The sequence below is a fragment of the Sphingobacterium sp. BS-2 genome, from assembly GCF_046161205.1.
Lineage (GTDB): Bacteria > Bacteroidota > Bacteroidia > Sphingobacteriales > Sphingobacteriaceae > Sphingobacterium > Sphingobacterium mizutaii.
Window position 1 is genome coordinate 398,804 of the sequence record NZ_JBIXGO010000021.1, and the last position, 12,850, is coordinate 411,653.

The 12,850-nt window shown below is 43.1% G+C and carries 13 protein-coding genes and 1 pseudogene; 3 read left to right on the top strand and 11 right to left on the bottom strand.

Translation table 11 applies throughout. The features are described from left to right. Positions 1–27 precede the first annotated feature (27 nt). From ACK2WI_RS17870 to ACK2WI_RS17900, 7 genes are all read right to left on the bottom strand, one after another. Entirely contained in the window at positions 28–540 is a 513-nt protein-coding gene (locus ACK2WI_RS17870) for an ArsR family transcriptional regulator (RefSeq protein ID WP_409151831.1), read from the bottom strand. A gap of 92 nt (positions 541–632) precedes the next feature. Beyond that, positions 633–2,354 carry a tetratricopeptide repeat protein gene (locus ACK2WI_RS17875; RefSeq protein WP_409151832.1) on the bottom strand — a complete coding sequence of 574 codons (1,722 nt, stop codon included), beginning with the start codon at positions 2,352–2,354 and terminating at the stop codon, positions 633–635. Positions 2,355–2,518: 164 nt separating this feature from the next. Further along, on the bottom strand, positions 2,519–3,388 hold the full coding sequence (gene rfbA / locus ACK2WI_RS17880; protein WP_409151833.1) for a glucose-1-phosphate thymidylyltransferase RfbA: 870 nt from the start codon (positions 3,386–3,388) through the stop codon (positions 2,519–2,521). Between the two features lie 27 nt (positions 3,389–3,415). Continuing rightward, entirely contained in the window at positions 3,416–4,282 is an 867-nt protein-coding gene (rfbD, locus tag ACK2WI_RS17885) for a dTDP-4-dehydrorhamnose reductase (RefSeq protein ID WP_409151834.1), read from the bottom strand. A 7-nt stretch (positions 4,283–4,289) separates the two neighbouring features. After that, a complete protein-coding gene (gene rfbC, locus ACK2WI_RS17890) occupies positions 4,290–4,850 on the bottom strand; it encodes a dTDP-4-dehydrorhamnose 3,5-epimerase (RefSeq protein WP_409151835.1) in 561 nt (186 codons plus the stop codon). Between the two features lie 17 nt (positions 4,851–4,867). Beyond that, positions 4,868–5,923: a dTDP-glucose 4,6-dehydratase gene (gene rfbB, locus ACK2WI_RS17895; RefSeq protein ID WP_409151836.1), complete on the bottom strand. Its 1,056-nt coding sequence runs from the start codon at positions 5,921–5,923 to the stop codon at positions 4,868–4,870. Positions 5,924–6,313: 390 nt separating this feature from the next. Beyond that, positions 6,314–6,793, bottom strand: a complete 480-nt coding sequence (locus tag ACK2WI_RS17900; protein ID WP_312697170.1) for an adenylyltransferase/cytidyltransferase family protein — start codon at positions 6,791–6,793, stop codon at positions 6,314–6,316. A gap of 1,191 nt (positions 6,794–7,984) precedes the next feature. Between ACK2WI_RS17900 and ACK2WI_RS17905 the strand changes: the two are divergent. Both ACK2WI_RS17905 and ACK2WI_RS17910 read left to right on the top strand, forming a co-directional pair. Then, positions 7,985–8,176, top strand: a pseudogene (locus ACK2WI_RS17905) (transposase); the annotation flags it as partial. A gap of 54 nt (positions 8,177–8,230) precedes the next feature. After that, a complete protein-coding gene (locus ACK2WI_RS17910) occupies positions 8,231–8,764 on the top strand; it encodes a transposase (protein ID WP_409151837.1) in 534 nt (177 codons plus the stop codon). 50 nt (positions 8,765–8,814) lie between these two features. On the opposite strand, the gene ACK2WI_RS17915 is transcribed toward ACK2WI_RS17910, so the two are convergent. The 3 genes from ACK2WI_RS17915 to ACK2WI_RS17925 form a co-directional block, all read right to left on the bottom strand. After that, positions 8,815–8,964, bottom strand: a complete 150-nt coding sequence (locus ACK2WI_RS17915; protein WP_409151838.1) for a hypothetical protein — start codon at positions 8,962–8,964, stop codon at positions 8,815–8,817. 917 nt (positions 8,965–9,881) lie between these two features. After that, the gene (locus ACK2WI_RS17920; RefSeq protein ID WP_409151839.1) at positions 9,882–10,154 is read right to left on the bottom strand and encodes a hypothetical protein; all 273 of its coding nucleotides are present in this window, start codon (positions 10,152–10,154) and stop codon (positions 9,882–9,884) included. A gap of 512 nt (positions 10,155–10,666) precedes the next feature. After that, a complete protein-coding gene (locus ACK2WI_RS17925) occupies positions 10,667–10,915 on the bottom strand; it encodes a hypothetical protein (RefSeq protein ID WP_409151840.1) in 249 nt (82 codons plus the stop codon). Positions 10,916–11,355: 440 nt separating this feature from the next. On the opposite strand from ACK2WI_RS17925, the gene ACK2WI_RS17930 reads away from it, so the two are divergent. Beyond that, entirely contained in the window at positions 11,356–11,514 is a 159-nt protein-coding gene (locus ACK2WI_RS17930) for a hypothetical protein (RefSeq protein ID WP_409151841.1), read from the top strand. 1,122 nt (positions 11,515–12,636) lie between these two features. Here ACK2WI_RS17930 and ACK2WI_RS17935 read toward each other — a convergent pair. Next, entirely contained in the window at positions 12,637–12,846 is a 210-nt protein-coding gene (locus ACK2WI_RS17935) for a hypothetical protein (protein ID WP_409151842.1), read from the bottom strand. Between the last annotated feature and the right edge of the window lie 4 nt (positions 12,847–12,850).

Genomic DNA, 12,850 nt, shown 5'->3' on the forward strand with positions numbered 1-12,850 from the left:
TAATTGGCCTACACCAATTTACAGTTTTCAATTTTCTTTCTGATATAAAATTATCTGCCCATTCACTTGTTTTGGCTTTTCGAGATAAATCTTGATCCTTTTGTCCAACAGTTTCTCGGTTTTGCCGCTAACCTGCAATAAATATGCCGAATCGATTACCTTGCCAGTAATCAAAATTTCAATAACCCCTGAATCAACTCCATTTGCATAATCTCCTAACAATGAAACCTGCTCCACGTCCCCTGTCCTTTCGATCACATGGTCGATCGCTTGGTCAATTCCCAGGAAGGTACGTACCAAATCCTGCAAACTCTGGAAAAGAGGATGTTCTACATTTGCTCGATAATAAATTTTGTTGTTTTCTTGGGACTTGATCAGGTATCCAGCGACTGAGAGCTGGTTGAGCTCCTTTCGGATTGAATTGGTCGATTCATTGAATTCTTCAGCGATTCCCCGCAGGTACCCCTTATTGGTCGAGTTTACGAAAAACTTGATCAGTAGTTTCAGTCGGGTCTTGGAAGTGATAAGCGAATCTAGCATACCATTAAAAGTGAGCAACAAAAGTACTCATAGCTTTCCATAATATCAAGAATATAATTACCTAACGAAAAACTTAACAATTTAATAACAGGTTACTGTCGCTCCATTTTCTTCTTCAACCGTTGCTTCGCCTTCTTCACCCCTTCCAGCGTGATCCCGAGAAGATCGGCCATGCTTCTGTTGCTCAGTCCGAGCTTCATCAGGGAGATCAGGCGGAAATCATAATCGGTAAGCCTTGGATATGCCTCTTTCTCCTTTGCCAGGTAACCCGGATAAACACGTTCGAAAATATCGTTGAACTTTACCCATCTCTCTTCGGTCATCACCTGTTTTTCCAACATCTTGTTCAGGCTATCGTTGAACAGTTCCTGACGGTCGGGAAAATGGTCCAGGTTCTGTATGACCTCGTTGCGGAACCTCTGGATGGTTAGGTCGTTCTGCTTGATGGTATCGGTAAATTCCTGGAGCGACCTGTTCAGGGCCTCCAGCTCGTGGTCCACCAGCTGTTTTTCGTACGAAAGCTCAAGTTGGTCCCTTTCAAGCGCAGCGTTCATGTAAATGATACGGTTCTTGGAGCGGTTCACGAGCAGGAGGATCAGCGCAAGTCCAAGTACAATGAAGATGAAAAAATAGATGTAGGTCTGTAAATCCTTCCTCCGCCTCAGCCCTTCGTTCTCTAGCCCCTGTGCATATCGTTGTACTTCCCACTTGTAAGCCACTTTCTGGAGCTTCTCAAAATCAAGCTTTTCGTCCATGCTGTCCTTTAGTTGGAGGTACTCCTTTATGTACTTCAGTTCCTCTTGGGGGTTTTTCTGTACCCCCGCAACCTTGGAGAGGAGCCTCTTGGACTCCATCATGTAGGGGAGGTAGTACGGTTTTTCGGCCATGTCGGCCTGGGCATCCAGAACATGGCCCCTGGCCTTTTCCGGTTCACCCTTTGCGATGTACATGTTAGCCAGCTCAAGGTTGGCCCTCATCGCATCCTGGGTCTCCCCGAACTTCCTGGAGAGCGACACGTTCTTCAAGAGCAGCTTTATGGCAAGCTCCCTGTTACCTTTTTTCCTCTCGATATCGGCAATGTTCCCAGTGATGATCCCCATCCATACCGAGTCATGGGCTGATTTTGCCGCTGCAATGGCGAGCTTGAAATAACGGTTCCCCTCCTCCAGCAGGGAGTCCTTTACACTGTATACACCGAGTGAATTCAACATATCGATGCGCTTCCTGCTTGGGTTTTTGGCAAAGGGGAGGGCTTTTTGGAGATATTCCCTTGCCTTTGCCTGGTTGCCGATGAAACTATAGAATCCAGCTGCAAACCCATAGTTTTCCGTAATGTTAGGCACCTTTCCCAGATCAACCTCCTGGTCCATGTCATCTGCCTTCAAGAAAAACGGGATCGCCCTTGAAACGTCCCTGTAGATAAAGTGGTAGTATCCTTGGCGCATAAGCCCAACCTGGAGGAGTTCCCTTGTCTTTGGAGATGATACGAGTTCCCTGGCCAAGCGGTAATATCGGTCGGTAATTGGGTTTACCCTGTCAAAAGCAATCGAGAAACCATCTGCCATCAACATGTAATAGGCCCATTTCAGGGGAACGCTCCTCTGCGCCTCGGCGAGCAATTTGACCGAATCCAACCGAGCGACAAGGGCAAGTGTATCACCATTGAAGTTCACATTGGTCCCCAGGACCTCCTCCAATGCCGCCATTTTCTCCTCTCCTTTCGTTTGCGCGCTAAGGGAGGAGGATGGGTACGCGAGCAATAGCATCACGAATATCAAAAAGAGGTTCAATTTTCTCGGTCTAGGTTTCATCATCTCAAATTTCGGGACAATTTGTGAACATCCATGGCCCAACATCGAAAATTACCAAATATCGGTATGGTTTTAACATCGAACGGCCAACACCGCCCCCGAAGGAACGGCCCAGGAAATAAAATTTTCAAAATCCCGGACAGATACACTAATATTATCAGGTGGACTTACCTACTGATTTTCTTTAAATAGTCAAAATAGACGCCCTTTAGGTCCTTTACCCGATCGAAGAGGTCTTCCTTTTCGATATAGCCCTTGGAAAGAGCGATCTCCTCCAGACAGGCGACCTTTAGGGAAGTCCTTTTCTCAATGGTCTTGATGAACTCCGTCGCTTCTGAGAGCGATTCATGTGTACCTGTGTCCAACCAGGCAAACCCGCGCCCCAGGAGCTGTAGCTGGAGCTCCCCTTGGCTGAGGTACGTCTGGTTTACCGTGGTGATCTCCAGTTCGCCCCTATCCGAGGGCGTCACGCCCTTTGCGATCCCTACTACGGAATTCGGGTAGAAATAGAGCCCAACGATGGCATAGTTCGATTTAGGTTCTCTTGGTTTCTCCTCGATGTCAAGGACCTTACCGCACTCATCGAAAGCCGCAACGCCATAACGCTCGGGATCCTCTACATAATACCCGAATACAACTGCAGCATTTTGTCCCTCTACCTTGTCTCTGGCCTCCTGCAGCTGCTGTTGCAAACCAGCCCCATAAAAAATGTTGTCTCCCAAAATTAAGCAAACATCATCTCCGCCGATAAATTCCTCTCCAATGATAAACGCTTGAGCGAGTCCATCTGGCGAAGGCTGTTCTGCATAACTGATTGAAATCCCCAATTGATTGCCATCTCCAAACAACCTTTCGAAATTCGGAAGGTCCTGAGGGGTTGAAATAATTAAAACTTCCCTGATTCCTGCCAACATCAAAACAGATAATGGATAGTAAATCATTGGCTTATCATACACTGGCAACAATTGCTTCGAAACAACCTGTGTAAGCGGGTGCAATCTTGTCCCCGAACCTCCAGCTAAAATTATTCCTTTCATATTTTTAAATTTCTAACGTTCTATTCCTTATTGAGCGGAAAGCTTTCCTAACATCTTTTCAAGACTGTTCTCCCATTGCGGGACATCAATTCCAAAGATCCTTCTGACCTTCTCCTTACTTAGGAGCGAAAAATGCGGCCGCTTTGCCGGGGTTGGAAAATTAGAACTGGGAATCGGATTGATCCTACAATCAAGACCGGAAGTATCCCTTATCTTGACTGCAAAGTCATACCAACTGATTCTTCCTTCATTCGAATAATGATAGATCCCAGGCACCCAATTTCCAGACTCAACGATGTGCTTTATCAGCTCTGCTAGGTCTCGGGCATAAGTTGGAGTACCTATCTGATCGGAAACAACACTGATTTCATCCCTGCTATTCATCAGGTCCAACATCGTTTTCACAAAGTTTTTCCCAAAGGTTGAATAGACCCAAGCAGTTCGAATAATGATTGCATCGGGACAATGGAGCTCAATGGCCAATTCTCCCTTGCGCTTGGTATCTCCATAAACATTGATCGGATCTGTAGGATAATGCTCATCCAAAGCTAGATCTACATTTCCTTGAAAGACATAATCCGTGGAAATATAGATCAGTTTACAACCATTGCTCTCAGCATATTTTGCAATTTCCAGAGTCGATAGATGATTGACCTTATTGGCCAGATCAACTTCGGTTTCGGCTAAATCAACAGCAGTAAAAGCCGCGGAATGTATTATTATATCGGGCTGGTATCCTTCCAAAATAGTTTGGACCAATTCAGGTTGAGCCAAATCCAATCCTTGGCGGTCCAGGAAAATCATTTCAGCCGATTCATTAGAATGCCAAATATCCTTAAGCTCTGAACCCAGCTGTCCAGAACTCCCCGTGACCAATATTTTGCTACCTTTCATGGAATTCCTATTTTAAAAACAATTGAGCAACTGCATCCTTAAAAGAAGGAAGGATTTGATCTTTTTCTGAAACAATAAGGTCATCCACAGGTAGCATCCAATCAATATTCAATTCCTGATCTTTATAGGACACTCCCCATTCAGCAGCTTTATTGTATAAATGATCGCATTTATAAAAGAACTCTGCGGTTTCTGACAAGACTATAAATCCGTGCAAAAACCCTCTAGGTACAAATAGCTGCCTTTTGTTTTCAGCTGACAACAAAACGGAGAAATGCTGCCCAAAGGTTTCAGAATCTGGTCTCGCATCGACTGCCACATCCAGTACCTCGCCCTGCAGGACCCGTACCAATTTGGCTTGGGCAAATTCCCCTGCCTGTGCGTGCAGTCCACGCAATACCCCCTTTGAGGAGAATGACTGGTTGTCCTGTACAAACTCCACGTCCAATCCAGTCAATTCTTTAAAAACTGCCTGATTGTAACTTTCAAAAAAATATCCTCTGTTGTCACCAAAAACACTAGGCTCTAAGATATAGCAGTCCTTAAGACCAGTCTCTACTACATTCATGTATATCACTTTATATATCAGATACCACTGTAATGCTTATCATAATAGTTCTGGTAGTCTCCAGAGGAGACCTTTTCCAACCATTGCTGGTTGCCTAAGAACCAATCGATGGTTTGGGACAGCCCCTGTTCAAATGTCACGCTAGGTTCCCAACCCAGTTCCTCTTTTATCTTGTTCGCATCGATTGCATACCTCAAGTCGTGCCCGGGCCTGTCTTTCACGAACTGGATCAATTTTTCAGAGGTTCCGGGCTCGCGGACCAATTTTTCGTCCATCTGTCTGCACAGTTCCCTCACCAGGTCTATGTTCTTCCATTCATTGAAACCTCCAACATTATAGGAATGTCCGTTCACACCTTTATGGAAGACCGTGTCTATCGCTCGTGCATGGTCGATTACATACAGCCAGTCACGTGTATATTTTCCATCTCCATAAATCGGCAAAGGTCGGTTATTGAGGATATTGAGGATGCACAGTGGGATAAGTTTCTCAGGAAAGTGGTTGGGTCCATAATTGTTTGAACAGTTCGTGATCACAACCGGCATTCCGTAAGTGTCATGGTAAGCCCTTACAAAATGATCAGAGGCCGCCTTGGAGGCTGAATAGGGAGAATGTGGGTCATAACTGGTTTCTTCGGTAAAAAATCCAGTTTCTCCCAGTGTGCCATATACCTCATCGGTGGAGACATGGTGGAACAGTTTCCCGTCAAAATCGTCCTTCCAATATTCCTTTGCCACATTTAATAGATTCACCGTACCCATTACGTTCGTGTTCACAAATGCCAGAGGATCCGTGATCGAACGGTCCACATGGGATTCTGCAGCTAAATGGATAACTGAATCGGGTCTATTTTCTGAAAATATTCCTTCCAGTGCTCGCCTATCACGGATGTCGGCCCTTACAAACTTATAGTTTGACCGGTTCTCTATGTCCACCAGGTTCTCTAGGTTACCTGAGTAGGTCAGTGCATCCAGATTCACAATTTGGTATCCGGGATATTTGTGCACAAAGTGCCTAACGACATGAGATCCTATAAATCCCGCTCCGCCAGTGATAATAATCGTTCTGTTCATACTACAAAATAAATAAATAAAACCAGCTACTGATAACAGTGAATGCCAAATTCCAATAAATTAAAGGTAATAGCTTAACAATAGATCAGCATATAGTGGTTTTATACCCAGACCTTGACCCCAATCCATTGCAATCATATATGCAGTCGAGTCCCTATCTGTAAATTTAAGATAACTCAAAATTTGCTCCATAGGTACCTCATATGGTCCGAACTTCTGGAGTTTCCTGGTAGATTATCGAAGATGCAGCATTGTGATCAACCTTTCTACAATCCAGATGTTCGAACCAGGCAGCCATTAACCTACTTCTCCCACAAGCAGAAAGTATCTACTAATTCCTATCTTTCAATAGAAGCATTGGATCCACGCTGCATTTTTTAAATGTAAATGCTACTTATGGTTATTCCTTTGATTTTCCTTGTCCGCAACGATCTTTCTCAGGCCGCTACTTGAAAACCTATGGTCCCTGCTATTGAAATATAGTTCTATGCCTTTCTCCTCGCAATACTTCCTGCCCGTGAAGTCCCTATCCCGATATTCATCCCCAACGATCCTCACATCCAGCTTAAAGGACCTAAGGATATCCTCTAGGTCCTGTTCGGTAGAGTAGGGAACGATTTCATCCACCGACACGCAACCCCGCAATTGGATATAACGCTCAACAACGGTCTGGGTAGGGGCGTTCTTTTCGGGACGGTCAAGGGTAGGGTCCATCTGCAACCCACATATCAGGTAATCGCATTGCCTCTTAGCCTCTGCCAGCATCATGATATGGCCAGCGTGCAAGAGATCAAATGTCGAAAATGTGATGCCTACACGGGGCCCCGGATTATAGTCAAGATGTTTAGGGTCTTTTTTCTCGTGTTTCATAATTCAATCCTAGTACAATAACGTAAACATTCTCAATTTAGGAAAAAGTTCCATGAGTCCAAAAAACAAACGGCCCCAATTGGTCATAAAACGACAAATCCATCAATTCCACGGCAGAATCTAAGTTTTTGTAGAATTTTGGCTATATGGTCCACTAATCAATTTAATGAGTACGTTATATTGGCAACTAGATCCAAGACACCATTTCGCTCAAAGAAAACATACTTCATCCTTCTCCGGAAAGTCCCCGAAAGTCCAGGGCATGTTCGCCAGACCGATCCGAAGCCTTTGGAAAACTCCAACAAAGGGTTAGGTAAGTCTGAATTCCGCCCTTGATGCCCATTCCAAAATTTATCCCGCCATTATTTTTGTAAATAGTTATGCAATAAAAAGCGCATTTCTGACATGGATTGCGGAGATTTGATTTTCTATTTGGCCGCAAAGCTCTCAATGAACCGAATTACGCGAGCGTCTATAGCTACGATTGCGCCCCCTGGCCCAAAGAGCCAATGAACGTTGGATAACATAGTAGGATAGGACCAAAAAGGCAATACAGGTCCATGGCCAATTTGAAGATTTACAAAAAGAAAAATCTGTTAATATACTTTTGCCCCCCAGGTTTGCTATCTTTAGAATAACCATTTGATGGCAAAAAGGCTAACAATCCTTATTAGCATCCTCACACCGGTAAGTCCACAAATTCGACGTTCATGCCAATGGTACCTGAAACTTACAATGTCATTTGATTTTTTTGGGCAGCACTTGAAATTTTGCACCGCCCCCTTTACCTTCCCGATAGCAAAGGGAAAATGCATCAGGCCCCTGTAAGTGCAGTACATGAGGACGCGATTAGGTACCTGGTGGACAGACGATAAGAACAGTTGGCCTGGAGATGCATTGAACAATAAATGAAATATTACATCAAACTTAAGGATAATAGGAAGGCAAAAATACTATTTACATTTTAGCTATACAGGATGTTCAGGACCCTGTCCATCGTAAGTTTGAGAAAGTATAATTGGATATCAATCGACAGAAATTATTTTGTTCGTCTATATGTTGATATAGCCGAGAGAGGGAACAAAACTTTAAGCTGTCATTTGTCATAAAGACCCTTCACAATGCTAGTCCCCCTCTCTTATCCTTATTCATACTTGGACTGTTCCTTAGGCCTGTAGAGGTCCGTACTATTTTTCCCTGGCATGCTTTCTCTGCGAATCCCATGTCCGGGTTTCCATAGTGAATCCGCTGATCATCCGGAGGTTTTCACAGACCAAGATGAACAGGTCCAAGACAGACCGCAAGGATGCCCCGATTCTAGCGGAATATGGCATAATGTACCAAGCCCCGTTATGGAACGTTCCAAGTGAAAAGACACAGTAGATCAGGCAATTATAGACATTCCTGAAAAGTGTGATCAAGCGCAAAAAGATACTGATGAACCAGTTCCATCCATTTGAACATGGAGGTAATTTCATCGGTTATATCCGTGAGAGAATGGAAAGCCAAATAGAAGGTTATGATCAGGAAATACAGCAGGTTGAAGCCAAGATCGAGGCATTGATCCAGGGAGCTTTCCCTGAACTGCACAGGAACCTGACGGGAATCCCGGGCATTGGCCTGAAAAGTTCCGTGCTGACGATCGTAACGACAAATGGCTTCAAGGATTTTGAAAGCCACAAGCTGGTCATCTCCTATTTTGGACTGGGCCCCAGGATATATGAGTCGGAATCGAGCGTAAGGGGAAAGGCCAGTATCTGCAAAATGGGGATGTCAACTGTACGGGCAGTCCTGTACATGGCCGCTAGGTCAGCCAGGCTATACATCAGAAGCTGCAAGGAGCTTTATAAAAGATTAAGGACGGCAGGAAAGGCACCTCAGGTGGCCATGATTGCGGTCGTAAACAAACTGATCAAGCAGGCGTTCGCCATTGCAAAGCCTGGTGAGATATATCGATTGGAAAAGTCTTAGCAGAATAAAATTTGGAAATAGTCACAGTTCATTGTGAATTACTACCGATCTTATTCCAATACGTTAAAATAAACCTGCCTTATTATAATAGCTACGGCAGCGACAAACAGCACAATCCCGATGATCTTGTTTATCTTGAATCCATACCTGATAAGGAGGAAACTTAACACCAACAGTAATAGAGAAATTATTACTTCCATTTCAAATCATTAAGTACATTTTATAGTATTGAGACAATAAAGCTGGCCGGGGCCTCCCAACCCAACCCTTGATATGGACATTTGCTGTGTGCAGCTGCGAGCAAAGTATAGTCCGACATCATGTTTCATGTATGGGAGAATTTTCCGTACCTGTAAAAAATCATCTGTAAGATTTTGGCTCAACTAATTACTTGGTCACCCTCTGCCAAGTGAATCTGGAGGTATCTTGCCCAACAACCTTTGTTTACATAAAGACAACCAAATTGAAATCAAAAAGTTTTAGACTTTTTGCACGGGGATTTTCTTGCCAAAGGTTATTCTTTATAAGAAACAATGGGGACTTAGGGACAACAGGAAAGTCCGGGTTGAGGATACCTTCGCTATCTCGGGACCAACGATCATCAGGTGCTGTACGCACCTTTGTTTTCACTAGAAAACGCAGTATCAAAAAAAAGGATATTTTCGGCTCACCACCAATTCAAGCCCAACACCTTCCTTGGCAACTTACCTCTACATTATTGCCTGGTTATTATGGTACCGATGGATACAACCTTGGTTATAGCCGGAGGTTTAATTGACTGTATCAGATTTGGTATATTTTGTTTAGCTTTCACAGGACGGGGGTTAATATATTCTGTAATTCTATCATCTAAGAGCAAGACCACCAGCCAATTAACAGGTAACACGAATACGCCCCAAAGTGAGCTATATTTGTCTCGCAAAACGCCTGCCTGTCAGTGCACTTCCATGTTTTTTGCATTCCAAGCAGTGATTTCGCACTCTTTCCTAGGGAATTTCATCTTCAAGGCCATGATCACAGAGCAACATTTTATTTTCCCCGAACTTACAAACTATACCCGTTTGTAATCTCCGAGAGAAGACAGAATGCCTTATGGGATCCTGATAAAAAAAACACCTTAATAAGGCAGGACTATTTTGCCCGGTATTGGATGGTAATGGTAATCTTCTATAGCTTCAAAAATATAATAATAGGTTGCTTGATCTGCATCTAGTTTAACTATATATTTCTCAAGCTGTTCCTCTTCCACCTTTTTAATTACCCAGACATTCTGGTCTGGGTCTTTCGATCTTATCTGCAGGACCATTATCTGATAACCTTTACCGAGCGCTTCCTCCAGGATGGATTTACTGATCTCTAACATATCGCCATTCTTAAACTCGTTCACCATCAAATATATGGATTTCTTGGATTAGTGCATATGGCCCATTCCCTGCCCCCCATTTTGACTCCTGTACCACCCGCTAGAACACCATATAGGTAATACTTACATCTGGGGGAAAGATGCCTTCCAGATGGGGTATCACTCAATTTTCCCTTTTTTCTTGACCTCCTGGAAATGACATCACCTAAGGGCATCTTAAATAAGCTGGGAAGATTTCTCCAAAAAAACTTTTTGCACCTTCTTTTATGTTCTCCTTGCTGACCATGGGTCAATCAGAAGAGAAATTTTCTAGAGGATCTTACCCCCCGATCCTATCAGACCGGGACAGATGTGGGGTCCATAAAACCGGTCCAGATTTACCAATCGGTGTTTTGTGAGTTCACCTTCGCTTTTTGCAGGTTGAACTGCATTTTTAGTGGACAGAGCCACTCCAATTTGAGGCCGGCCACCTCTTAACTCTGCATTCCTATACCCTATGGACAGATTCCTAAATTGGGTCATGGCCAAGAATGTTAATTTTAATAGTTCAAGGCCTCTTCTGAATCGCGAAGAGAGCTGTCCTCATGCCATTTTACACAAAACTTAAGTCTCACGATTTCCGTATTATCATTAATTGAAAAGATATCATGACCCACGAAAACATAATCGGAAAGCTCTTCTATAAAATAGAAATGCTTTTCTATTTCTTGGACGTATTGTAGAATAAGCTCATCATAATCTTTCCTCTCGCATGGAAGGGGTCGTTTTATAGTCAATATCTTTGGCATATGGATTCTTTCTTCTATAACAATTATCAAGTTTAATGGTTTGCAATATCCACTCCGAAATAGCTTGAATTCTTCAGTCAGCCAATCCGTGGGCAAGCTCATTGAGACTCCTCGATAGACCTCCACCTGGAGATCTCAGTTGATTGAAATGGATTCCTGGTTTGCTTCTCTCTCAGATCACTTGGATCATATAGTATGGTTTCTCCAAAAATTTAAGGGGGGTAATACAGGTGTTATTTTCCGCCCTTACAGCTTCCTATCCGGTGATTTCTGGGCACTTGAAGACCCAAGCAGATTTCCTTTCCCAAAAAGATAAATGAATACAGTATATTAGACGGATATTGTACGAAACTTAAAAAAATTATCATGAATGGACCCTTGGACAACGGACAGAGCTCTAAAGTTCGGGGTTTTAAAATAAGTTTAATAAACTTAAGGCAATGAAGGATAAACTGAACGGTGCACCTTACGTAAGCGCTCTGACTGAAAATAAGATAATTCGCCAGTTAAAACGTTGGCAGCAGGAAAGTCGGTTTTTAGACCCCAAACTCGATCTTAAATCGCTGGCAAAGGAAACGGGGCCAATCATAAATATATAACGCACATAATCAACAGGAATCTGGACAAGTTTCTCGCACTATATTAAAGGGCTGAGAACTAATTATATGTTACATTTGCTCAGCAACAATAGCGACTCCTCGAAGGTAAATCTCACGATCCTGTCCTCAAAATGTGGATTCTCATCATATTTTAAGTTTTCACGATTTATCCGCCTGGAGTACGGACTGTCCCCAAAAGAACTTTTCAGCACCGATCGACCGATTGACGGGACAAGGATTTTTTAACATACGATATACAACCATGGACGAATGGCACGAACTGGACTATGGATTCTAGCTGAATGTTTGGTCATCATGATTCCCACTCATTAATTGGGAAAAAGCCTTTGCAACAGTCAGTACATGTGCCAGCACCGTAAATGAGACCTCAATAACATAGCCCATCACAGATAGCGATATTGCCACCAAAATTGATCAGGAGGGTAATCCAGCCACTGCCGGGCACGGACGACTGTCATGCAGCTCAGGGCCGGCCCAAGGGACCTTTCAAAGGTGCGCAGTGTTGGAGTTGTATGGACTTATCTGTGCGGAGGATAAAGGAAGGTGAAATAGTCCTATGTTACTAGTGGGCTGTCCATTGGTAATATATTCGGTTAGGGTTTCAACAATAGCCCGCTTTTGCCGGAAGCAAATTTCGGATCAGTGTAATTATAACATCTTTGCATCTTTGAGGACATGTCAATAATAATGAATAATCATTCAGGAAACTTTCAAGTGAAAACCAGACTTTCTTCTTTGGAAAATATAGAAATTCATCATTTTTTTTTATTAATTCTCCATTAACACTTAATAGCCAAATTAGGAATTATAAAAAGTAGGCCTATCTCGGATCGCAAAAGATTATCAAATCGTATTTGATAAATAATAGAACTGTAGCCCAAATATGCTTCAAGAGGATTTGAGACCTATTCTGGTAAGGTACGGCTTAGAGATCTGTTACCGAATAGAAAAAAAGTGCTTTATGTTAAGCTATAACGCCTTGCTCCTGTGCAAATATTGTTGTTCGCCGAATAAATTGTCGGACATAATTAGTTCTGCTTCCCCTTCCTCTTATAATTATATTATTAAGACCTATAGGCGCCGTTCGTTATAGAGATCAGGTTAACCACCGGTCAGAAACTTGATAAGCTTTGCCGTATGTATGTTTCTAAAAGTTAACAATAGGGGCGTTTCTTTAATGCTCAAGTCTTCAAAATCGCAGTCTTGTTTATAATGGTCATGTATCTTTCTCATGGCCTCTTCCACTACCTGTCCATCAGGGCAGCGCATAAAGATTTCTTCGTGAAAGATGTCTGTAGTTTCACTTTGCACCTGC

What these genes read in the sequence shown, in the direction of transcription:
- ACK2WI_RS17870 (WP_409151831.1), bottom strand. Translation starts at nt 540, where the DNA reads ATGCTAGATTCGCTTATCACTTCCAAGACCCGACTGAAACTACTGATC.
- ACK2WI_RS17875 (WP_409151832.1), bottom strand. Translation starts at nt 2,354, where the DNA reads ATGATGAAACCTAGACCGAGAAAATTGAACCTCTTTTTGATATTCGTG.
- rfbA (WP_409151833.1), bottom strand. Translation starts at nt 3,388, where the DNA reads ATGAAAGGAATAATTTTAGCTGGAGGTTCGGGGACAAGATTGCACCCG.
- rfbD (WP_409151834.1), bottom strand. Translation starts at nt 4,282, where the DNA reads ATGAAAGGTAGCAAAATATTGGTCACGGGGAGTTCTGGACAGCTGGGT.
- rfbC (WP_409151835.1), bottom strand. Translation starts at nt 4,850, where the DNA reads ATGAATGTAGTAGAGACTGGTCTTAAGGACTGCTATATCTTAGAGCCT.
- rfbB (WP_409151836.1), bottom strand. Translation starts at nt 5,923, where the DNA reads ATGAACAGAACGATTATTATCACTGGCGGAGCGGGATTTATAGGATCT.
- ACK2WI_RS17900 (WP_312697170.1), bottom strand. Translation starts at nt 6,793, where the DNA reads ATGAAACACGAGAAAAAAGACCCTAAACATCTTGACTATAATCCGGGG.
- ACK2WI_RS17910 (WP_409151837.1), top strand. Translation starts at nt 8,231, where the DNA reads ATGAACCAGTTCCATCCATTTGAACATGGAGGTAATTTCATCGGTTAT.
- ACK2WI_RS17915 (WP_409151838.1), bottom strand. Translation starts at nt 8,964, where the DNA reads ATGGAAGTAATAATTTCTCTATTACTGTTGGTGTTAAGTTTCCTCCTT.
- ACK2WI_RS17920 (WP_409151839.1), bottom strand. Translation starts at nt 10,154, where the DNA reads ATGGTGAACGAGTTTAAGAATGGCGATATGTTAGAGATCAGTAAATCC.
- ACK2WI_RS17925 (WP_409151840.1), bottom strand. Translation starts at nt 10,915, where the DNA reads ATGCCAAAGATATTGACTATAAAACGACCCCTTCCATGCGAGAGGAAA.
- ACK2WI_RS17930 (WP_409151841.1), top strand. Translation starts at nt 11,356, where the DNA reads ATGAAGGATAAACTGAACGGTGCACCTTACGTAAGCGCTCTGACTGAA.